We start from the raw sequence: 20,632 nt of genomic DNA on the forward strand, positions 1-20,632 counted from the left end.
GGCGCATCACCGCTGGCTCAACTTTCGTGCACGCCGTTGCCCCAAAACCGCTGCACGGTTTTGGGCGCCATGCATCAGAACGGCAGTTTCATTCCCGGCGGGATCGGCAGGCCTGATGTCAGCGCCTTGGTCTTTTCCTGCATGATCTGCTCGACCTTGGCCTTGGCGTCATTGTGGGCGGCAAGAATCAGGTCCTCAAGGATCTCGACATCGTCCTCCTTGAACAGAGACGGGTCGATCTTCAGCGACTTCATGTCGAACTTTCCGCTCAGCGTGACGCTGACCAGGCCGCCGCCGGCCTGGCCGACGGATTCGACCGTGGCGATCTCGTCCTGCATGGCCTGAAACTTGGCCTGCATTTCCTTCGCCTTGCCCATGAGGCCGAGAAGATCTTTCATGGTCCAATCCTTGGTTCTTGGTTTGTCAGGTTCTTGGTTTATCAGGTCTCGTCGTCATCCGCCGGCGGCTCGACCGGCACTTCCGCCTCGGTCTCGTCTGCCTCCGGCGCATCGGGAATGCGCACGTCGATGATCTTGGCGCCCGGGAAACGCGCCAGTATGGCGGCCACGGCCGGATCGCTCCTGGCATCGAGGAAGGCATTTTCGCGCTTCGTCGATTCCATTTCAGCCAGCGTCTGGCCGCCCTCTTCCTTGGACAGCGAGACAAGCCAGTTGCGGCCGGTCCAGGCGCGCAGTTTCGTTGTCAGATCGTTGAGCAGCAGCTTGGGCGCATCTTCGGTCAGGCTGACGTCGATGCGACCGGGTTCGATGCGCACGGGACGGATGCAGCGCTTGACCAGCACCTTTAGGGCGATGTCGCGTTGTGCGTCGGCGAGGGCAACGATGTCGGCCAGCGATTTCAGGGGTACCGGCGGCGTCTCCGGCGCCGGTTGGGGAGGGGCGACGAAAGCCACCGGCGCGGGCGTGGCCTCGACCAACCGCATGGTCTGCGCGCCACCGCCCTGTCCGGATGGCATGCGCGTTTGCGCGACCGCGCTGGCACCACCGCCATTGCCAGCACCAGCGGGCGCCCCGTTTGGACGAGATGCGCCATTTTGAACCGGTCCCGCGCCCTCGAGCGATCTCAGCGCCTCGTCGAGCGTCGGCAGGTCGGCGGCATGCGCCAGCCGGATCAACACCATCTCGGCCGCGCTCACCGGCCGGTTCGAGGATTGCACCTCGGGAATGCCCTTGAGCAGCATCTGCCAGGTTCGCGACAGCACCTTGACGGACAACGTCCTGGCAAAATCGGCGCCGCGCTGGCGCTCGTCCTGCGACAGCGAAGCATCATCCATGGCGGTCGGAACGAAACGCAGCCGGGTGACAAGGTGGTTGAACTCGGCAAGATCGGTCAGTACGGCGGCCGGATCGGCGCCGGTGTCGTATTGAGCGCGGAACTCGGCAAGCGCCGCCGCCACGTCGCCCTTCATCACATGTTCGAACAGGTCGACGATGCGGGCGCGGTCGGCCAGGCCCAGCATGCCCCGCACGGCCTCGGCACTGACGGAGCCGGCGCCATGGGCGATCGCCTGGTCGAGGATGGAGAGCGAATCGCGGGCCGAGCCTTCGGCGGCACGCGCGATCATCGCCAGCGCGTCGTCGTCGACCGAAATGCCTTCCTTGGCGGCGATCGAAGAGAGATGCGCTACCAGCGATCCGGCATCGATGCGCCTCAGGTCAAAACGCTGGCAGCGCGACAGGACGGTGATCGGAACCTTGCGGATTTCGGTGGTGGCGAAGATGAATTTGACGTGCGGCGGCGGCTCTTCCAGCGTTTTCAGCAGGCCGTTGAAGGCCTGCGTCGACAGCATGTGCACTTCGTCGATGATGTAGACCTTGTAGCGGGCCGACACCGGCGCATAGCGCACACGCTCGATGATGTCCCTGATGTCGTCGATGCCGGTGTGCGAGGCGGCGTCCATCTCGATGACGTCGACATGGCGGCCTTCCATGATCGCCTGGCAATGCTCGCCGAGGACGGCAAGGTCGACCGAAGGCTGGTCCACGGTCGATGTCTTGTAGTTCAGCGCCCGCGCCAGGATGCGCGCCGTGGTGGTCTTGCCGACGCCGCGCACGCCGGTCAGCATCCAGGCCTGGGCAATGCGGCCGGTGGCAAAGGCGTTGGTGAGGGTGCGCACCATCGGCTCCTGGCCGACCAGTTCGGAAAAGTTCGACGGACGGTATTTGCGCGCCAGCACGCGATAGGCGGCGGCCTTTGCGTTTTCCGGGCTTTTTGGCTCCAGGCTTTTTGGCCCCGAATTTCCGGCTTCGCTCATTCGCCCGTTAAGCTCCAAAAGGCCGCGCCCAAAGGCGCCGATTCCTGCGCATAGTCTCGCCCGCGCTGCAATGCGTCGTCAATGTCGCGAGGGGGGCCGATGAGGTGGGAGGCTGGAACAATGACCCGTTCCGGGCTCGTTAGGGCTGCTTCCTTCCGGACCTGACCCGGTTGGCGAGTGGATCGTCCACCACCAACCTCCCACCGTCCATATCGGCAATTGCGCGATGAAATGCAAGTGCGCATGCGATTTGGCGCACCAAACCCTTAGAGGAACAATGATTCGCTTGCAGCCCTCTTGCCGCCGCTCTAGCGTCGTGAGTTCAAGGAAACCAAGAAAAGCAAGGGAAACGCCGATGCTGCCGGGCCTGAAGGCCGGATTCATGCTGGATGCCCGGCTGGAAGCGGACAGCGAGCAGTTGATGTGGCTTGGGCTCTGCGAATTGCGGGTAATGAACGATCGCCGCTGGCCATGGCTGCTTTTGGTGCCGCAGCGGCCGGGCGCGGAGGAAATCCACGACATGACGCCGCTCGACCAGGCCATGCTGACCTTCGAGACCAACATGGTGGCGCAGGCGCTCAAGAAAGTGAGCGGTTGCACCAAGATCAACACCGGCGCGCTCGGCAACATCGTGCGCCAGTTGCATATCCATATCATCGCCCGGTCCGAAGGCGATCCCGGCTGGCCCGGCCCGGTGTGGGGGCACGGCCTGCGCGAACCTTATGAGCGCTCCGACCTGCGCCGGTTTGCCGAAACGATAAGGGCGGCGCTATAAGCTCCCCTGTATTCATTCCAAAACATGTCCATCCCAAAGAACCAGAGTCCGCATGAGCTTCAGCCTGTTTGACGCGCCCCTGCGCGAGCCGAGCCAATTTGTCGGCTTTGCCGGCAATACCATCGACCGGCAATCCGAGAGTCGCGCCGACGATTCGGTCGACAAGGCGCTGGCCGATCCAACGACGCGGCTGCTGTTGATGAATGGCGGCCGGCTCTATCTGAAATTGGGGAATGGCAGCGGTCTTGATCCCTGGTTCGGCGCCTCCGAGAGCCAGTCTTTCAACCCTTCCCTCGACCAAAGTGTCCTGCTCGGCTTTTCCGATCAAGGACCGGTGCTCGCGGTGGTGGCCGGCGTTGACGCCGAACAGTTGCCGGAGACCGTCAAGGCGATCGACTACCGGTCGGTCTACATGCAAGGGCTGATCGACGAAGCGGCCGCCGGCGCGATGGCACAAGGGGCCGCCCTGCTCGCCTGGCACGCCAGCCACCGTTTCTGTAGCAAATGCGGCACCCAATCGCAGATGCGGGCCGGCGGCTACAAGCGCCATTGCCCGAATTGCGGCACCGAGCATTTTCCACGCACCGACCCGGTGGCGATCATGCTGACGGCAACGCGGGAGAAATGCCTGCTTGGGCGAGGCCGGCACTTCGCGCCGGGCATGTATTCGGCGCTCGCCGGCTTCATCGAGCCGGGCGAGACGATCGAGGCGGCGGTGCGCCGCGAGACGCTGGAGGAGGCCGGCATTCGGCTCGGCCGCGTCGTCTACCACGCCAGCCAGCCCTGGCCGTTCCCCTACTCACTGATGATCGGCTGCTTCGGCGAGCCGCTCAATGAGGACATCCAGGCCGACCTCAACGAGCTGGAGGACTGCCGCTGGTTTGGCCGCGACGAGGTGCGCCTGATGCTGGCCAGGGAGCACGCCGATAATCTGGTCACGCCGCCGAAAGGTGCGATCGCGCATCACCTCATCCGCGCCTGGGTCGACAGCGAATAGCCGATACTGAAAGTCATTGCAGGAGAGACAAATGATCCGCCACACCGTCGTCTTCACGCTGAAGCACCCGCCGCATTCGCTGGAGGAAAAGCGATTCCTCGTCGACGCCAAGAAAATCCTCACCGCGATCCGGGGCGTCACGCATTTCGAGCAATTGCGGCAGATCAGCCCCAAGAACGACTATCAGTTCGGCTTCTCGATGGAGTTCGCCGACCAGGCCGCCTACACCAGATACAACGACCATCCCGACCATGTCGCCTTCGTGCGCGACCGCTGGGTGCCGGAGGTCGAGAAATTTCTCGAGATCGACTATGTGCCGCTGGGCGCGGTGATCTAGAATTCACCGTTTCACGGAAACGGGGACCCGCTCCAACTCTTTGTTTTGACGCAATTCTCAAGGGAAAGCGCCAAGCGCTTTTCCTGGAATTGCTCTAATCCGCTACCTTCCATTGCTCGCGCGACTGGCTGGCCGGATAGACGCCCAGGATGCGCACTTCACGGGAGAAGAAGCGAAGCTCGTCCAGCGCCAGCTTGACCAGCGGATCGTCGGGATGGCCCTCGATGTCGGCGTAGAAAAGCGTCGCCGTGAAAGCGCCGAGCTGGTAGCTCTCCAGCTTGGTCATGTTGATGCCGTTGGTGGCAAAGCCGCCCATCGCCTTGTAGAGCGCGGCCGGCACGTTACGGACGCGGAAGATGAAGGTCGTCATCATCTTGGTGTCGGCAGTCGGCCGTTCGGCCCATTGCTTGCTCTTGGTCAGGACGACGAAGCGGGTGACGTTGGAATCGGTGTCCTCGACGTTCTCCTCGATGATGTCGAGCCCATAGAGCGTCGCCGCCAGCGCCGGCGACAGGGCGGCCATCGTGCGGTCCTTGACCTCGGAGATCATCTTGGCGGCGCCCGCCGTATCGCCGGCCACGACGGCCTTCCAGCCGTTCTTGCGGATGTATTTGCGGCACTGGCCAAGCGCATGAATGTGGCTGTGAACGGTCTTGATTTCTTCCCGCTTGACGCCGGGCAGCACCATCAACTGGAAATGGATCGGCAGGAAATATTCGCCGACGATGTGCATCCTCGATTCCGGCAAGAGATGATGGATGTCGGCGACGCGTCCGGCGATGGTGTTCTCGATCGGGATCATGGCGAGATCGGCCTTGCCGGTCTCGACCGCGTTGAAGGCATCCTCGAAAGTCGGGCACGGCAACGGCTCCATCGAGGGATAGACGTTGCGGCAGGCGGTATCGGAATTGGCGCCCGGCTCGCCCTGGAAGGATATTCTGTTGGTTTTTTCAGGCATGGCGGAGGAATTTCTCAGTTTGAAAGGATGATTCGGGCGCGCTCAAGGTCTTCCGGCGTGTCGACGCCTAGCGGCAGCGACCGGACGATCTCGGCATCGATGCGCATGCCGGCTTCCAGCGCCCGCAGCTGCTCCAGCCGCTCGCGGCGTTCCAGCGGCGACGGCTTCAGCGCGACGAAGCGCTCGAGTGCCGCGCGGCGATAGGCGTAGAGGCCTATGTGGTGATAGAGCGGCCCCTCGCCCCAAGGTGCCGTGGCGCGGGTGAAATAGAGCGCCCTCAGCCTCGTGGCAGACAGCGGCGAGCCCACGATCTTGACGACATTGGAATTGGTCTTTTCCTCCTCGCGGACGATCTCGACACCGAGTGTGGCGATATCCACCGCCCCGTCCTCGAATGGCCTGAGCGAGGCGGCGATGATGCCGGGATCGATGGTCGGCAGGTCGCCCTGCACATTGACGATCGTTTCGACCTTATGTCCAGGATCGAGCGCGACCAGCGCCTCGTGGATGCGGTCGGAGCCGGATTCGTGGTCGATGCCCGTCATCACCGCCTCGAATCCATGCGCGCGCACCGCTTCGGCCACGCTTTGCGTGTCGGTCGCCACCACCACCCGGCCAAGGCCCGCTTCGGCGGCACGGCGGGCGACATGGACGATCATCGGCACGCCGGCGATGTCGGCCAGAGGTTTGCCCGGCAGGCGGGTGGAGGCCATGCGGGCCGGTATCAGGATCAAGGTGGACATCGCTATGGCAAGGCGTTCGAAAAGAGGAGGGGAAAAGTGGCAAAAGGTCTCACTGGCAGCGCCCTTATAGGTGTTGCAACGCCCGAGCAAAAGACCTAGTTTCCGCCCGATTTGACCGGCTCTGGAGGGCGGGTCTCGATACCGACGGACGGAGTGGACGGTTCGGTCCGCCGGAAAAGGGAGCAAGGGGCGTATGGATTCCAACGAAGTCAATAAACTGCTCGCCGGATTGCTCGGAACCGTTTTCGTCGTTTTCTCGGTCGGCCTGGTGTCGGACGCACTGTTTGCCTCGCCGGCCCCGGAAAAGCCCGGCTTCGCCATCGAGGCGGCTGAGCCCGCCGAAGGCGGCCCGGCCGCGCCGGCCGCCGCGGCCAAGCCGATCGCCGACCTGCTGCAGACCGCCAATGTCGAGGCGGGCGCTGCCGTCTTCAAGAAATGCCAGGCCTGCCATTCCGGCGAAAAGGGCGGCCCCAACAAGGTCGGCCCCGACCTGTGGGATCTTGTCGACCGCCCCGTCGCCGAACATGAAGGCTTCGCCTATTCGGCCGGCATGAAGGAATTCTCCAAGGGCGGCACCGAGAAGTGGACCTACGACAACATCAACCACTTCATCACCTCGCCGAAGAAATTCGTTAAGGGCACCGCCATGGGCTTCGCCGGCCTGCCCAAGGACGAGGACCGCGCCAACGTCATCGCCTATCTGCGCACGCTGTCGGACAATCCCAAGCCGCTGCCGGCACCGGGTGCCGCCGCGGACGCCAGCGCGCCCGCCAAGCCGGCCGATGCAGCCGCCCCGGCGAAGCCGGCTGAAGGCGCCGCACCGGCCAAGCCTGCCGCTCCAGCGCCGGCACCCGCCCAGTGAACAATTTGTAATCTCCACGATCTTGAAAAAGCCGGGTTCAGCCCGGCTTTTTTGTTGGGAAAATCCAGGGTGCGGCGACAAAGCCGGCGCATTGCGGTTTTCACCAGCGCCAAATCATCTAGGATCGCGTCCTGGATGATCTGGCACGCATCGCGAAGAGGATAGTGCATGACGGTTGGCCGAACGCTTCTCAAGTCGCTGCTGGCGGCGGCCCTGCTGGCGGCGGGGTTGCAGACGACCCTGGCCGACGAGTGGCGGACCACCTCATCGCTGATCGGCCAATCCAAATACGGCGACAATTTCCAGCATTACGACTACGTCAACCCGAACGCGCCGAAAGGCGGTACGCTGAATTCGGTGCTGCTTGGCACCTATGACAGTTTCAACCCCTATATCGTCCAGGGATCGCCGGCGGCGGGCCTGGTCGGGTTTGGCGGCGGCCTGCTCTACGACACGCTGATGGAGCAGGCGACGGACGAAGGCAGCACCAGCCACCCGCTGATCGCCGATGCCTATAAATATCCTGACGACTATTCCTCGGCCACGTACCGGCTTGACCCGCGCGCGAAGTGGCATGACGGCCAGCCGATCACCGTCGACGACGTGATCTGGTCGTTCCAGGTGCTGAAGGCCAACAGCCCGCAATACAACCGGTATTTCGAAAATGTCACCGACGCGGTGGCGATCTCCGATCGCGAGGTCGAGTTCCGTTTCAACCAGAAGGGCAATCGTGAACTGCCGAAGATTATCGGCGACCTCGTCGTTCTACCGAAGCATTGGTGGGAAGGCACCGACGCCAGTGGCAAGAAGCGCGACATCACCAAGGGAACGCTGGAACCGCCGCTGGGCTCGGCCGCATACAAGATCGCCAGCTTCAAGCCGGGCTCCGAAATCGTCTGGCAGCGCGTGCCGGACTATTGGGCGGCCAAGCTGCCGGTGAAGATCGGCCGCGAGAATTTCGACACGCGCCGATATACCTACATCCTCGACGACAATGCCGCCTGGCTGGCCTTCACCAAGGGCGGACTGGAAGACATCAACCGCGAATACAGCTCCCGCAAATGGGCGACGGCCTATAATTTCCCGGCGATCCAGGTCGGCGACGTCATCAAGAAGGACTTCCAGACCCAGTCGCCACAGCCGATGCAGGGCTTTGTCCTCAACCAGCGCAGGCCGCTGTTCCAGGACCGGCTGGTCCGCGAGGCACTGACCATACCGTTCGATTTCGAGAGCATGAACCGCACCTTGTTCTTCGGCTTCAACACCCGCACATCGAGCTATTTCCAGGGCACCGAACTGGCATCCAGCGGGTTGCCACAGGGCAAAGAACTGGAAATCCTGGAAAAATACCGTGACAAGCTGCCGCCCGAACTCTTCACCCAGGAATTCAAGCTACCCGTCTACGATTCGCCGCAAGCGGAGCGAAAGTACCTGAAGCAGGCTGTCGATCTCTTCGCCAAGGCCGGATGGGTCATAAAGGGCGGCAAGATGGTCAACGCCAAGACAGGCACGCCGTTCAAATTCGAGATCCTCGGCTGGAACGACACCGACCAGGTAATCGCCAGCCCCTACATTGCCAATCTGCGCAAGATCGGCGTCGACGCCTCGCTGCGCATCATCGACCAGACGCAGTACATCAACCGCGTCAACAACTTCGATTTCGATGTCGTCACGGGCCTGTTCGGCCAGTCGGATTCGCCCGGCAATGAGCAGCGCGACTTCTGGAGTTCGAAGGCCGCCGACGCGCCTGGCTCGCGCAATCTGATGGGCATCAAGGATCCGACCGTCGATGCGCTGGTCGACCGCATCATCTTTGCCACGGATCGCGATGATCTGGTTGCCGCCACCCATGCGCTCGACCGGGTGCTGCTGTGGAACTTCTACGTCGTGCCGCAATATCACCGGTCGGCGGTCTGGCTAGCCTATTGGGACAAGTTCAAATTTCCCGACAAGCAGCCTGCCTATGTCGGTGTCGATATCGATTCCTGGTGGATCGACGTCGACAAGGAAAAGGCGCTGGCGGCCAAGTACAAGGGCGGCAATTGATGGCGCAGCGACCGATGACGGCCGTGCCCCGCCGCGATTTCCTGGCTTTGGGTGGCGCCGCCGCTGCCGCCGCCTTACTGCCGGGAAAAGCGTTCGCCGACATTGCGACCGGCACCAAGCTGCATGGCCTGTCCGCCTTTGGCGACCTCAAATATGGACCGGACTTCACCCATTTCGACTATGTGAATGTCGACGCACCTGCCGGTGGAATTTTCAATTTCTCGCCGCCGAACTGGGGCTACAACCAGGACACACAAACCTTCAACACGATGAACTCCTTCGCCGACAAGGGCGATGCGCCGCCGCGCATGGAGATGTGTTTCGACGGGCTGATGGTGCGCGCACTCGACGAGCCCGACGCCGTCTACGGCCAGATCGCCGACGGCGTGACACTGTCGGAAGACCGCAACTCCTTCACCTTCTCGCTTCGCCCCGAGGCGCGCTTCCACGACGGCACGCCGCTGACCGCCCAGGACGCCGCCTTCACCTTCAAGCTTTACAAGGACAAGGGCCATCCCGACTTGTCGTTGTCGCTGACGCACATGGTCGACGCCGTTGCTGTCGACGACCGCACGCTGCGGCTCACCTTCTCCGGCAAGCAATCGGCCCGCACCGTGCTCAACGTCGTGGAGTTCCCCATCCTGTCGAAGGCCTTCTATACGGCCAACCCGTTCGACTCTTCGCAGTTGAACCCGCCGCTCGGCTCCGGTGCCTACAAGGTCGGCCGGTTCTCGGCCGGCGCATGGATCGAATATGATCGGGTCGCGGACTACTGGGGCCGTGATCTGCCGGTCAATCGCGGCCAGAACAATTTCGATCGTATCCGCATCGAATTCTACCAGAACCGCACCGCCGGCTTCGAAGCCTTCAAGAAGGGCGAAATCACCTACCGCGAGGAATTCACCTCGCGCGTCTGGGCGACCGCCTACGACTTCCCGGCGCTGACCGCCGGCAAGGTGGTCAAGCACGAATTCCCGGCCGAGAAGCGGCCGACCATGCAGGGAACGGCGGTCAACCAGCGGCGCGAACAGTTTCGCGACGCTCGCGTGCGCCAGGCGATCGCGCTCTGCTTCGATTTCGAATGGACGCGGCGCAACTTCTTCTACGGCTCCTACGAGCGCTCGCAATCCTGCTTCGAGAAATCGGATTTTCGCGCCGAAGGTGTGCCACCGACACAAGAGCTGGCGCTGCTCGAGCCGCTGCGAAGCCAGGTGCCGGCTGAGGTCTTCGGCCAGGCCGTGGCCCAGCCGGCATCCGACGGTTCCGGCCGCGACCGCAAGCTGCTTGGCCAGGCGGCAAAGCTTCTGGCCGCAGCCGGCTGGAAACGGTCAGGCGATTTCGTCGTCAACGGCAGGGGCGGCCGGCTTTCGGCCGAATTCATGGTCGACGACGACACTTTCGTACAGGTCTATTCGCCCTGGGTCGCCAACATGAAGGCGATCGGCATCGATGCCACGATCCGGCTGGTGGATTCGGCACAATACCAGGCCAGGCAGGCGACCTTCGATTTCGATCTGCTGTCAGCGGCTTTCTCGTTCAGCGCGACACCGACGCGCGACGATCTCGAAGGCTTCTTCCATTCCAGGACGGCCAACCTCTCCGGGTCGCGCAACCTGCCGGGCACCTCAGACCCCGCGATCGATGCGCTGATCGCCACGGTGGGCGCGGCAAAAGACCGTGAAAGCCTGACGGTCGCGATGCGAGCGCTCGACCGGGTCTTGCGCGCGCGGTGCGATTGGATTCCTAGTTGGTTCCTGGCGAATCACCGAAGCGCCTATTGGGACATGTTCGGCTTTCCCGAGCAAAAGCCCGATTTCGGCTTTCCGGTCGAGACGCTGTGGTGGTTCGATAAGGGCAAGGCGGCAAAAATTGGCAAAGGCTGAGATATCGGTCCGCAGAGGGCAGGAAGCCTGATGGGCGCCTATATACTGCGCCGCATCCTTTTGATGATCCCGACCCTGTTCGGCATCATGGCGATCTCCTTCGCGGTCATCCAGTTCGCGCCGGGCGGCCCGGTCGAGCAGGTCATCGCCAAGCTGACCAATCAGGGCGGCAGCGACCGCCTCGGCGGTGGCGGCGGCGATGCGGGCGGCTCCAACTTCGACGCCGCCGGCGATGTCAGCTCGAAATATCGCGGCGCGCAGGGACTCGATCCGGAATTCATCAAGAAGCTGGAGAAGCAGTTCGGCTTCGACAAGCCGCCGCTAGAACGCTTCGGCATGATGCTGTGGAACTATGCCCGGTTCGATTTCGGCAACAGCTACTTCCGCGACATCTCGGTGCTCGACCTGATCCTGGAAAAGATGCCGGTGTCGATCTCGATCGGGCTTTGGATCACGTTGCTGTCCTATCTGATTTCCATACCACTCGGCATCCGCAAGGCGGTGAAGGATGGCTCGCCTTTCGACGTCTGGACCAGCGGCGTCGTCATCGTCGGCTATGCCATTCCCGGCTTCCTGTTCGGCATCATGCTGATGGTGCTGTTTGCCGGCGGCTCGTTCTGGGACTGGTTCCCGTTGCGCGGCATCGTCTCGGACAACTGGGACCAGTTGTCGTGGCCGGCCAAGATCGCCGACTATATCTGGCACATGACCTTGCCGCTGACGGCGCTGGTGCTGTCGGCTTTCGCCACCACCACGCTGCTGACCAAGAACTCGTTCCTGGAGGAGATCCGCAAGCAGTATGTTGTGACGGCACGCGCCAAGGGCCTGTCGGAGCGGCAAGTGCTCTACGGCCACGTCTTCCGCAACGCCATGCTGATCGTCATCGCCGGCTTCCCCGGCGCCTTCATCTCGGCCTTCTTCACCGGTTCGCTGCTGATCGAGAACATCTTCTCGCTCGATGGCCTGGGCCTGCTCGGCTTCCGGTCGGTGGTCGAGCGCGACTATCCCGTGGTGTTCGCCAATCTCTACATCTTCTCGCTTCTCGGCCTGTTCGTCGGATTGTTGTCCGACCTCATGTACACCTGGGTCGATCCGCGCATCGATTTCGAGCGGAGAGACATCTGATGTCGGAGGCAAGCGTGACCGCCGGAGTGGTGCCGGAGCGGATGCCACGGCCATTCCTGTCGCCGCTCAACAAGCGCCGCCTGCAGAATTTCAAGGCCAACCGGCGCGGCTACTGGTCGTTGTGGATTTTCCTCGTCCTGTTCGTGCTGTCGCTGTTTGCCGAATTCATCGCCAACGACAAGCCGATCATCGCTTCCTACAAGGGCGAGATCCTGTTTCCGGTGCTGGTGGCCTACCCCGAGGAAAAGTTCGGCGGCTTCTATGCCGTCACCGATTATCGCGACCCGGTGATCCAGGACGAGATCAACGCCAATGGCTGGATGATCTGGCCGCCGATCCGCTATTCCTACCAGACAGTCAACAACGCCATTCCGGAGGCCGCGCCCGCCAGGCCGTCCTGGCAGTATGACGCCGCGAAGCGCTGCAACCAGTACCCGCAAGGGGCTGCCGACCCGGCCTGCATCGTCGGCAACTGGAACTGGCTCGGCACGGACGACCAGGCGCGCGACGTCCTGGCGCGGGTCATCTACGGCTTCCGCATCTCGGTGCTGTTCGGGCTGATCCTGACCGCCGGATCGGCGCTGATCGGCGTCGGCGCCGGTGCCTTGCAGGGCTATTTCGGCGGCTGGACGGACCTGCTGTTCCAGCGCTTCATCGAAATCTGGTCGGCGATCCCGGTGCTCTATCTCTTGCTGATCGTTGCCGCCATCCTGCCGCCGGGCTTCTTCATCCTGCTCGGCCTGATGCTGTTGTTCTCCTGGGTGGCGCTGGTCGGCGTGGTGCGGGCCGAGTTCCTGCGCGCCCGCAACTTCGAATATGTCAACGCCGCCCGCGCCCTCGGCGTGCCCAACCGCACCATCATGTTCCGGCATTTGTTGCCCAACGCCATGGTGGCGACATTGACGTTCCTGCCCTTCCTGCTCTCAGGCTCGATCTCGACGCTGACCTCGCTCGACTATCTCGGCTTCGGCCTGCCGCCCGGCTCCGCCTCGCTGGGCGAGTTGCTGAAGCAGGCGCAGCGCAACCTCAATGCGCCGTGGCTCGGCATTTCCGGCTTCGTCGTCATCTCGCTGATGCTGTCGCTGCTCGTCTTTGTCGGCGAGGCAACGCGCGACGCCTTCGATCCGCGCAAGACGTTCAAATGAGCGAAGCTCCCCTGCTCAGCGTACAGGACCTCAGCGTCGCCTTCAGCCAGGGCGGCGGCCAGTCTGTCGCCGTCGACCACATCTCCTTCGACATCGCGAAGGGCGAGACAGTGGCGCTGGTCGGGGAATCCGGCTCCGGCAAGTCGGTCTCGGCGCTGTCCGTGCTGAAGCTCCTGCCCTATCCCAGCGCCAGCCATCCCTCTGGAAAGATCCTGTTCCAGGGCGCCGACCTGCTGGCGATGAGCGAGAAGCAGTTGCGCCAGGTGCGAGGCAACAAGATCACCATGATCTTCCAGGAGCCGATGACCTCGCTCAATCCGCTGCACACGATCGAGCAGCAGATCGTCGAGATCCTGAAGCTGCATCAGGGCATGGCCGATCGCCCCGCCAAGGCACGCACGCTGGCTTTGCTCAACGAGGTCGGCATCCGCGACCCGCAGAAGCGCCTCGACGCCTATCCGCACCAGTTGTCCGGCGGCCAGCGCCAGCGCGTGATGATCGCCATGGCGCTGGCCAACGAACCGGAACTGCTGATCGCCGACGAGCCGACGACGGCGCTCGACGTCACCGTGCAGGCGCAGATCCTCGAACTGCTCGCCGGCCTGAAAAGCCGCAAGGGCATGTCGATGCTGTTCATCACCCACGATCTGGGCATCGTGCGCAAGATCGCCGACCGGGTCTGTGTGATGACCAAGGGCAAGATCGTCGAGACCGGTCCGACCAAGGAGATCTTCGCCAACCCGCAGCACCCCTATACGCGCCACCTTCTGGCGGCCGAGCCGAAAGGCAAGCCACCGGCGGCCAACGCCGACGCCAAGCCGGTAATGACCGGCAAGGACATCAAGGTCTGGTTCCCGATCAAGCAAGGCTTCTTCCGCCGCACGGTCGACCATGTGAAGGCGGTCGACGGCATCGATGTCACCGTGCGCGCCGGCCAGACGCTGGGCGTGGTCGGCGAATCCGGTTCGGGCAAGACCACGCTCGGCCTGGCGCTGGCGCGGATGATCTCATCGACCGGGACCATCCAGTTCAACGGGCGCGACATCAACCAGCTCACCTTCAATGCCATGCGGCCGCTCAGGCGCGAATTGCAGATCGTCTTCCAGGATCCGTTCGGTTCGCTCAGCCCGCGCATGTCGATCGCCGAGATCATCGAGGAAGGGCTCAAGATCCACGAGCCGAAGCTGTCGCCCGATGAACGCGACGACAAGGTTGCCGACGTGCTGAAGGAGGTCGGCCTCGATCCGGCGACCCGCAACCGCTATCCGCACGAATTCTCCGGCGGACAGCGACAGCGTGTCGCCATCGCGCGCGCCATGGTGCTCAACCCGCGCTTCGTCATGCTGGACGAGCCGACATCGGCGCTCGACATGAGCGTACAGGCGCAGGTCGTCGACCTCTTGCGCAATCTGCAGGCCAAGCACGACCTCGCCTATCTCTTCATCAGCCACGACCTCAAGGTCATCCGGGCGCTTGCCAACGATGTCATCGTCATGCGCAATGGCCGGATCGTCGAAGCAGGCCCTTCCCAGCAGATTTTTGAAAATCCGCAAACCGACTATACTCGGGCGCTGATTTCGGCGGCCTTCAAGATAGAGACGGCGCCGGTCGGCATCGTCAGTCAGTGATTAGAGGGACTAAACGAACAACGATGGAAAAAGGCCGCATCCTGCTCGCCGTCACCGGCTTTCACCCGCAGCGCTGGCGCGAGCTGCTGTCGGCCGAGCGCGAGGTGGTTCTGGAGCCGGACGGTGCCAAGGATCCATCGATCACCTATGCGGTGGTGTGGAAGCAGAAGCCGAACCTTTTGTCGTCGCTGCCCAATCTGCGCGCCATCTTCTCGATCGGTGCCGGCGTCGACCATATTTTCGCCGATCCGGGCCTGCCCGATGTGCCGATCGTCAAGGTCGTCGCCGACAACCTCACGCAGTACATGACGGAATATGTCGTCTGGCGGGTGCTCGATCACCATCGCCACGGCCTGCTCTACCGGTCGCAGCAGCCAAAGAAGATCTGGCACGAGCCGCAGCAGCGGCCGGCCGGCGACATTTCCGTTGGCATTATGGGGCTCGGCAATCTCGGCCGCGCCGCGGCCTCGGTGCTCCTTTCGCTCGGCTTCGCCGTCAATGGCTGGTCGCGCAACGACCGGCCGATGCAAGGGGTCGCGACCTATTCCGGCGAGGCCGGCCTGATCCCGTTCCTAAAGGCAACCGACATACTCGTCGTGCTCCTGCCGCTGACGCCGGACACGCAGGGCATCATCAATTATGGCGTGCTGAAGGAACTGCGCAAGCGCAACGGCCTTGGCGGCTCGGTGCTGATCAACGCGGGACGCGGCCGCCTGCAAAAGGACGCCGACATCGTGCGGGCGCTGGACGACGGCACGTTGAAGGAGGCGAGCCTCGACGTGTTCGAGGTCGAGCCGCTGCCCAAGACCAGTCCGTTATGGAGCCATCCGAAGGTGTTCGTGACGCCGCACGCCGCGGCGACCTCCGATCCGATGCACCTGGCGCCGATCATGCTGCGCCAGATGGATGCCTTCGAGCGCGGCGAGAAGCTCGACAATCTGGTAGATCGCAAAGCGGGGTATTAGAGCAATTCCAGGAAAAGTGTGAGCGTTTTTCCGTCCGGAATTGCGTCAAAACAAGGAGTTAGAGTGATTCGCCGTTTCCGTGAAACGGTGAAGTGCTCTAGCCAGGATTCTTATCTGGCCAGATCCCACTGCCTGAAGCATTGCTTGATTGCTCTCACGGAGGATAGCCGCAGCTTTGGCAGGTCGAGCCGATCGAACATCGCCTGGTATCTCCGGCGGTTTTTCGGCGTAGTCACGGCAATATGGTGGATCATGTCCCATTTGACGCTGTCGCGCCCGCCTTGCAGGCCACCGCGCCTGCTCTTCTCAAACCAGCTTCGCCTGAAATAGCGCAGCAGACTTGCCGGCGTGGAGACATCCAGCAGGATCAGTCCCGTCGCTCGGCGTAAGCGTTGCGGCATGCAGATCGAATAATTTCCGTCCATCACCCAGCGCTCGCCGGCGATCGCGGCGTCATGCAAGACAATGAACTCGCTCTCGGGACGCGGTTCCCAGTCGGTGTTGGGCAGATGATGAAGCAGATCGAGGTGGACGGGCTCCAGGCCACGTTTGCGGGCAATCGCGTCGGCCAAGGTCGACTTGCCGCTGTTGGACGGCCCCAAAATGCAGATGCGATCTCCGAGGTCAGACAGTTTCATCCGATAGTACCCCTGCGCCAGCGCAACATGCTGCCGGCGATAAATCTCGCCCAAATGCCTGTCTCGTATCGTCAGCCCGGCAGAGCGAACTTCTTCTTCTGATTGTCCGGCTTGCCGCAGTCGCGGCGGTCGATGGACCGGTTCATGGCGTCGATCTCGCCAGTCGCCTTGTCGCTGTCGCGCTGGGCCTTGGAGCGCATGTCGGGCGTGAACGGACCGAAACCCATCGCGGGATTGGAGAAGGTCGGCTTCACGGTCGTCGCAAGATTGTATTGCTGTGCCAACCCATTGCGCTGCGCCAGCAACTGATCGCACGGCACGGTGTCGTATTGCAGGGAGGATTCTATGTTGGCGTCCTGCCGCTCGGACATCGAATTGCCGACGCAGCCGGCCATTGCCAGGCAAGAGGCCAAGACCGTCATGTTCCTGCGCATCCGATATGCTCCTCCTGATATCCCGCCCCTGACGCAACCAGATCGCAAATATCAGTCGCGCACGCAAATCGGACTTTTTCGCAGCAGCGCGGAGCGGTGTCGGGATTCACCGCAATGATCATGCACACTTCAAGTGGCGTGAGCCTTCAGGGCCAAGACGGCCAAGCCTTTGACGGGCTCGCGGCGATCCTGACGGATGGTCGTTGGCTCCAGCGCCAGGATCGAAAGCCCGTTGGCCTCGAGTGTCTGCCTGACATAGCTGTCGGAATGAGCGTAGCGCCGCGAGGGCCGCAGCGCGAAGTCGCCGCTTGCAAGGCTCTCGACAGAGAAAGCGAACAGGCCGCCGCCGGCGAGCACACCAGCGACCCTCCCGATCAGGCCTTCGAGCGCGCCGACATAGATCAGGACGTCGGCCGATGTCACCAGATCGGGGTTTTCGCCCGAGTGGGAGAAGCAATGCAGATCAGCCTTTGTCAGCGTGTCGTAGATGCCTTTCGTCCGCGCCTTCTTGAGCATCCTGGCCGAGATGTCGATCCCCTCCAGCCGGTCAACGATCGGCCTCAGCCTCTCGCCCATCAGCCCGGTGCCGCAGCCCAAGTCGAGCGCCAGACGAAAGCGTCCCGACCTTGCCTTGCGAACCATCTGCTCGAGGACTTCGGGCAACCGATAATCGAGCTTGCCGACCAGCATCTCTTCGAATGTCTCGGCGTAATGGTCGAACAGCGTTTCGACAAAGGCGCTGGGCGGCGCGCTGGAAACCGGGCCTTTGCCGATCAGCTGCAATTTGAGGGCCGCGCCTTGGCGATCGGCTGGATCCAGGTTCAGCGCCATCACCCAGGCCTGCGCCGCCAGGTCGAGCCTGCCTGATGCCTCCTGCATCTCGCCAAGGCGAAACCAGCCCATTGCCCATTGCGGCGCCAATTCCAATGCGCCGAGCAGGAGCTCGGCCGCCGCCACGTGATCGCCGGAGGCAAAGAGCATCTCGGCATAGTCGGCACGGCGATCAGCGTTCAAATCGCCCGATAAGGTCTGCAACGGCTTCATGATAGCGGGTTCCGCCGGCGGAGGCGGCCGGGCCGCCATCTCTGTAATGCAAAGGATGCGGAAGCTGAACCAAATTGAGCGTTCTTTGCCAGGAGAGTCAGCAGTCTCCGATGACAGGCTTCCCGCGGCGGAATTATATCCTATCTTGCAGACCATGCGCGCCAGCGACCTGCTTCATCCCCGGCCAGAAGGCCTTTACTGCCCGCCGGGCGATTTCTTCATCGATCCGGTGCGGCCGGTGGACCGCGCGCTGATCACCCACGGTCATTCCGACCATGCGCGTTCCGGCCACCGCTCGGTGCTGGCAACGCAGCAGACGCTCGACATCATGGGGCTGCGCTATGGCGAGGGCTTCGCCGGCACGATGCAACCGGCACGGCTGGGCGAGACGATCGTCCTCAACGGCGTCAGCGTCAGCTTCCATCCGGCCGGCCATGTGCTGGGCTCGGCGCAGATATCGGTCGAACATCCGGGCATGCGTATCGTCGCCTCCGGCGACTACAAACGGCGAAAGGATGCGACCTGCGTGCCGTTCGAGCCAATCCGCTGCGACGTGTTCATCACCGAGGCGACCTTCGGCCTGCCGGTGTTTCGTCACCCGCCCGACACGGAAGAGATCGCCCGCCTGCTGAAATCGGCGGCGCAGTTTCCCGAACGCTCGCATCTGGTCGGCGCCTATGCGCTGGGCAAAGCGCAGCGGGTGATGCGGCTGTTGCGCGACGCCGGATACGACAGGCCGCTCTACATCCATGGCGCGCTGGCCAAGCTCAGCGAGTACTATCAAAGCCAAGGCATCGACCTGGGGATACTCGAGCCGGCGACGGTGGAAGGCGGCAAAGGGGATTTCGCCGGCGCCATCGTGGTTGGCCCGCCATCGGCCTTCGCCGACCGCTGGGCGCGGCGTTTCCCCGATCCGATCTCCTGCTTCGCGTCCGGCTGGATGCGCATCCGCCAGCGCGCCAAGCAGGGCGGTGTCGAACTGCCGCTGATCATCTCGGACCATGCCGACTGGGACGAGCTCACCGCCACCATCAAGGAGACCGGCGCCGAGGAAATCTGGGTCACGCATGGCCGTGAGGAAGCACTGGTGCGCTGGTGCGAACTCGAAGGCATTGCCGCCCGACCATTGCATCTTGTGGGCTATGAGGACGAAGGCGATTGATGGCATGAACCGCTTCGCCGAACTCCTCGACCGCCTGGTGCTGACTCCATCGCGCAACGGCAAGCTGACGCTGCTGGTCGACTACTTCCGCAGTGTCGAGGACCCGGATCGCGGCCTGGCGCTGGCCGCCATCACAGGCGATCTGAACATAGCCGCGGTCAAGCCGGCGATGCTGCGCACCCTTGTCACCGAACGCATGGACCCGGTGCTGTTCGGCTATTCCTACGACTATGTCGGCGATCTGGCCGAGACGGTGTCGCTGGTCTGGCCGCAAACGCCGGGACATATCCCGAACCGTGAACCGACGCTCGGCGAGGTCGTGGCCAGATTGCAGACGGCAAGCCGCTCCGACGGACCGAAGGTGTTGGCTGGGCTGCTCGACAGCGCCGGTATTTCGGCGCGCTTCGCCATCATCAAGCTGGTCACCGGCGGCCTGCGCATCGGGGTGTCGGCGCGGCTCGCAAAGCAGGCACTGGCGGATTTCGGCGAGGTCGACGTCGCCGAGATCGAGGAACTCTGGCACGGGCTGTCGCCGCCCTACACGGCGCTGTTCGCGTGGCTGGAGGGCAAGGCTGAAAAACCCCGCAACACGGCGATGGCGCTGTTCAGGCCGGTGATGCTGTCGAACCCGGTCGGCGACGGCGATCTGGAAAAACTCGATCCGGCGGACTATGCGGCCGAATGGAAATGGGACGGCATCCGCGTCCAGGCAGTGGCGGAAGGCGGCATTCGCCGGCTCTATTCGCGCACCGGCGACGATGTCTCCGGCGCCTTTCCCGACCTTGCCGACGCAATGGATTTTTCCGCGACGCTGGATGGCGAGTTGCTGGTTGGCGATCTCCGACAGGCGACCGGGACGTTCTCGGATTTGCAGCAAAGGCTGAACCGCAAGACGGTGACGCCGAAGATGCAGCAGCAATATCCGGCCTTCATGCGCTGCTACGATCTGCTGCAGATCGGCGCCGAGGATTTGCGCGGGCTATCCTTCCGCGAGCGGCGCGAGCGCCTCGAAGCCTTCGTCAAGACGCTCGACCCCAGCCGTTTCGACCTGTCGCCCTTCGTCGACTTCGCGGATTGGCAGGCGTTGGAGGAGATGCGCCGCGCGCCACCTCACCCGATCATCGAAGGCGTAATGCTGAAACGCTGGGATTCGCCCTATGTCGCCGGGCGGCCCAAAGGCCCGTGGTTCAAATGGAAGCGCGATCCGCACACAGTGGATGCCGTGCTGATGTATGCCCAGCGCGGCCATGGCAAGCGCTCGAGCTTCTACTCCGACTACACGTTCGGCGTCTGGTCCGGACCCGAGGGCGAGGAGGAACTGGTGCCGGTCGGCAAGGCCTATTTCGGCTTCACTGACGAGGAGCTGAAGCAGATCGACAAATATGTCAGGGACAATACGATCGAGCGCTTCGGCCCGGTGCGCTCGGTGCGGGCGGACCGCGACAATGGCCTGGTGCTGGAAGTCGCCTTCGAGGGACTCAACCGTTCGACCCGGCATAAATCCGGCGTCGCCATGCGCTTCCCCCGCATTTCACGGCTGCGCTGGGACAAGCCGGCCAACGAGGCCGACCGCATCGAGACGCTGCAGGCGCTGCTCGATCGCTGAGTTCCAGCC

19 protein-coding genes and 1 other RNA gene are annotated in these 20,632 nt (G+C 63.0%); 12 read left to right on the top strand and 8 right to left on the bottom strand.

All coding sequences use genetic code 11. The features are described from left to right. Positions 1-74 precede the first annotated feature (74 nt). From EB230_RS00285 to ffs, 3 genes are all read right to left on the bottom strand, one after another. Positions 75-398, bottom strand: coding sequence for a YbaB/EbfC family nucleoid-associated protein (locus EB230_RS00285; protein ID WP_056569838.1), 324 nt, complete (start codon positions 396-398; stop codon positions 75-77). A 41-nt stretch (positions 399-439) separates the two neighbouring features. Then, positions 440-2,275 (bottom strand): DNA polymerase III subunit gamma/tau, encoded by a 1,836-nt coding sequence (locus tag EB230_RS00290; protein ID WP_056569832.1) that lies wholly within the window; start codon positions 2,273-2,275, stop codon positions 440-442. A 104-nt stretch (positions 2,276-2,379) separates the two neighbouring features. Continuing rightward, an RNA gene (gene ffs, locus EB230_RS00295) (signal recognition particle sRNA small type) lies at positions 2,380-2,476 on the bottom strand. 154 nt (positions 2,477-2,630) lie between these two features. Here ffs and EB230_RS00300 point away from each other — a divergent pair. The 3 genes from EB230_RS00300 to EB230_RS00310 are packed head-to-tail and all read left to right on the top strand — an operon-like array spanning position 2,631 to position 4,384. Further along, positions 2,631-3,050: an HIT family protein gene (locus EB230_RS00300; protein WP_056569830.1), complete on the top strand. Its 420-nt coding sequence runs from the start codon at positions 2,631-2,633 to the stop codon at positions 3,048-3,050. A 52-nt stretch (positions 3,051-3,102) separates the two neighbouring features. Further along, the gene (gene nudC, locus EB230_RS00305) at positions 3,103-4,047 is read left to right on the top strand and encodes an NAD(+) diphosphatase (RefSeq protein WP_056569828.1); all 945 of its coding nucleotides are present in this window, start codon (positions 3,103-3,105) and stop codon (positions 4,045-4,047) included. Between the two features lie 31 nt (positions 4,048-4,078). Then, positions 4,079-4,384: a Dabb family protein gene (locus EB230_RS00310; RefSeq protein ID WP_056569826.1), complete on the top strand. Its 306-nt coding sequence runs from the start codon at positions 4,079-4,081 to the stop codon at positions 4,382-4,384. A gap of 94 nt (positions 4,385-4,478) precedes the next feature. Here EB230_RS00310 and EB230_RS00315 read toward each other — a convergent pair whose 3' ends face one another. Next, positions 4,479-5,342 carry a prephenate dehydratase gene (locus EB230_RS00315; RefSeq protein WP_056569822.1) on the bottom strand — a complete coding sequence of 288 codons (864 nt, stop codon included), beginning with the start codon at positions 5,340-5,342 and terminating at the stop codon, positions 4,479-4,481. A 14-nt stretch (positions 5,343-5,356) separates the two neighbouring features. Beyond that, positions 5,357-6,085: a 3-deoxy-manno-octulosonate cytidylyltransferase gene (locus EB230_RS00320; protein ID WP_056569820.1), complete on the bottom strand. Its 729-nt coding sequence runs from the start codon at positions 6,083-6,085 to the stop codon at positions 5,357-5,359. Between the two features lie 193 nt (positions 6,086-6,278). Here EB230_RS00320 and EB230_RS00325 point away from each other — a divergent pair, with 193 nt between their 5' ends. The 7 genes from EB230_RS00325 (at position 6,279) to EB230_RS00355 (ending at position 15,739) form a co-directional block, all read left to right on the top strand. Then, on the top strand, positions 6,279-6,947 hold the full coding sequence (locus EB230_RS00325) for a cytochrome c family protein (RefSeq protein WP_056569818.1): 669 nt from the start codon (positions 6,279-6,281) through the stop codon (positions 6,945-6,947). Positions 6,948-7,115: 168 nt separating this feature from the next. Further along, complete coding sequence (locus tag EB230_RS00330; RefSeq protein WP_056569816.1) at positions 7,116-8,993, top strand: extracellular solute-binding protein; 1,878 nt, start codon at positions 7,116-7,118, stop codon at positions 8,991-8,993. A gap of 14 nt (positions 8,994-9,007) precedes the next feature. Then, entirely contained in the window at positions 9,008-10,876 is a 1,869-nt protein-coding gene (locus EB230_RS00335) for an extracellular solute-binding protein (protein ID WP_056570434.1), read from the top strand. 30 nt (positions 10,877-10,906) lie between these two features. Further along, the gene (locus EB230_RS00340; protein ID WP_056569814.1) at positions 10,907-12,001 is read left to right on the top strand and encodes a microcin C ABC transporter permease YejB; all 1,095 of its coding nucleotides are present in this window, start codon (positions 10,907-10,909) and stop codon (positions 11,999-12,001) included. Next, the gene (locus EB230_RS00345; protein ID WP_044548852.1) at positions 12,001-13,146 is read left to right on the top strand and encodes an ABC transporter permease; all 1,146 of its coding nucleotides are present in this window, start codon (positions 12,001-12,003) and stop codon (positions 13,144-13,146) included. Before EB230_RS00340 ends, EB230_RS00345 begins: the two co-directional genes overlap by 1 nt. Then, positions 13,143-14,774 carry an ABC transporter ATP-binding protein gene (locus tag EB230_RS00350; protein ID WP_056569812.1) on the top strand — a complete coding sequence of 544 codons (1,632 nt, stop codon included), beginning with the start codon at positions 13,143-13,145 and terminating at the stop codon, positions 14,772-14,774. The genes EB230_RS00345 and EB230_RS00350 overlap by 4 nt, the downstream gene beginning before the upstream one ends. Positions 14,775-14,797: 23 nt before the next feature. Then, positions 14,798-15,739 (top strand): glyoxylate/hydroxypyruvate reductase A, encoded by a 942-nt coding sequence (locus tag EB230_RS00355; protein WP_056569810.1) that lies wholly within the window; start codon positions 14,798-14,800, stop codon positions 15,737-15,739. Between the two features lie 110 nt (positions 15,740-15,849). Here the strand turns inward: EB230_RS00355 and EB230_RS00360 are convergent, their stop codons facing one another. From EB230_RS00360 to EB230_RS00370, 3 genes are all read right to left on the bottom strand, one after another. Further along, a complete protein-coding gene (locus EB230_RS00360) occupies positions 15,850-16,377 on the bottom strand; it encodes an AAA family ATPase (protein WP_056570432.1) in 528 nt (175 codons plus the stop codon). A gap of 71 nt (positions 16,378-16,448) precedes the next feature. Further along, positions 16,449-16,811 (bottom strand): hypothetical protein, encoded by a 363-nt coding sequence (locus tag EB230_RS00365; protein WP_056569808.1) that lies wholly within the window; start codon positions 16,809-16,811, stop codon positions 16,449-16,451. A 129-nt stretch (positions 16,812-16,940) separates the two neighbouring features. Further along, positions 16,941-17,855 (bottom strand): class I SAM-dependent methyltransferase, encoded by a 915-nt coding sequence (locus tag EB230_RS00370; protein WP_172370996.1) that lies wholly within the window; start codon positions 17,853-17,855, stop codon positions 16,941-16,943. A 154-nt stretch (positions 17,856-18,009) separates the two neighbouring features. Here EB230_RS00370 and EB230_RS00375 point away from each other — a divergent pair, with 154 nt between their 5' ends. Both EB230_RS00375 and EB230_RS00380 read left to right on the top strand, forming a co-directional pair. Next, positions 18,010-19,017, top strand: a complete 1,008-nt coding sequence (locus EB230_RS00375; protein ID WP_056569806.1) for a ligase-associated DNA damage response exonuclease — start codon at positions 18,010-18,012, stop codon at positions 19,015-19,017. A 4-nt stretch (positions 19,018-19,021) separates the two neighbouring features. Then, the gene (locus tag EB230_RS00380) at positions 19,022-20,623 is read left to right on the top strand and encodes a cisplatin damage response ATP-dependent DNA ligase (protein WP_172370998.1); all 1,602 of its coding nucleotides are present in this window, start codon (positions 19,022-19,024) and stop codon (positions 20,621-20,623) included. The last annotated feature ends 9 nt before the right edge of the window (positions 20,624-20,632 follow it).

Source organism: Mesorhizobium sp. NZP2234, from assembly GCF_013170765.1.
GTDB classification, from domain to species: domain Bacteria; phylum Pseudomonadota; class Alphaproteobacteria; order Rhizobiales; family Rhizobiaceae; genus Mesorhizobium; species Mesorhizobium loti_D.

Coding starts and splice junctions, on each gene's coding strand:
- EB230_RS00285 (WP_056569838.1), bottom strand. CDS start 398: ATGAAAGATCTTCTCGGCCTCATGGGCAAGGCGAAGGAAATGCAGGCC.
- EB230_RS00290 (WP_056569832.1), bottom strand. CDS start 2,275: ATGAGCGAAGCCGGAAATTCGGGGCCAAAAAGCCTGGAGCCAAAAAGC.
- EB230_RS00300 (WP_056569830.1), top strand. CDS start 2,631: ATGCTGCCGGGCCTGAAGGCCGGATTCATGCTGGATGCCCGGCTGGAA.
- nudC (WP_056569828.1), top strand. CDS start 3,103: ATGAGCTTCAGCCTGTTTGACGCGCCCCTGCGCGAGCCGAGCCAATTT.
- EB230_RS00310 (WP_056569826.1), top strand. CDS start 4,079: ATGATCCGCCACACCGTCGTCTTCACGCTGAAGCACCCGCCGCATTCG.
- EB230_RS00315 (WP_056569822.1), bottom strand. CDS start 5,342: ATGCCTGAAAAAACCAACAGAATATCCTTCCAGGGCGAGCCGGGCGCC.
- EB230_RS00320 (WP_056569820.1), bottom strand. CDS start 6,085: ATGTCCACCTTGATCCTGATACCGGCCCGCATGGCCTCCACCCGCCTG.
- EB230_RS00325 (WP_056569818.1), top strand. CDS start 6,279: ATGGATTCCAACGAAGTCAATAAACTGCTCGCCGGATTGCTCGGAACC.
- EB230_RS00330 (WP_056569816.1), top strand. CDS start 7,116: ATGACGGTTGGCCGAACGCTTCTCAAGTCGCTGCTGGCGGCGGCCCTG.
- EB230_RS00335 (WP_056570434.1), top strand. CDS start 9,008: ATGACGGCCGTGCCCCGCCGCGATTTCCTGGCTTTGGGTGGCGCCGCC.
- EB230_RS00340 (WP_056569814.1), top strand. CDS start 10,907: ATGGGCGCCTATATACTGCGCCGCATCCTTTTGATGATCCCGACCCTG.
- EB230_RS00345 (WP_044548852.1), top strand. CDS start 12,001: ATGTCGGAGGCAAGCGTGACCGCCGGAGTGGTGCCGGAGCGGATGCCA.
- EB230_RS00350 (WP_056569812.1), top strand. CDS start 13,143: ATGAGCGAAGCTCCCCTGCTCAGCGTACAGGACCTCAGCGTCGCCTTC.
- EB230_RS00355 (WP_056569810.1), top strand. CDS start 14,798: ATGGAAAAAGGCCGCATCCTGCTCGCCGTCACCGGCTTTCACCCGCAG.
- EB230_RS00360 (WP_056570432.1), bottom strand. CDS start 16,377: ATGAAACTGTCTGACCTCGGAGATCGCATCTGCATTTTGGGGCCGTCC.
- EB230_RS00365 (WP_056569808.1), bottom strand. CDS start 16,811: ATGCGCAGGAACATGACGGTCTTGGCCTCTTGCCTGGCAATGGCCGGC.
- EB230_RS00370 (WP_172370996.1), bottom strand. CDS start 17,855: ATGAAGCCGTTGCAGACCTTATCGGGCGATTTGAACGCTGATCGCCGT.
- EB230_RS00375 (WP_056569806.1), top strand. CDS start 18,010: ATGCGCGCCAGCGACCTGCTTCATCCCCGGCCAGAAGGCCTTTACTGC.
- EB230_RS00380 (WP_172370998.1), top strand. CDS start 19,022: ATGAACCGCTTCGCCGAACTCCTCGACCGCCTGGTGCTGACTCCATCG.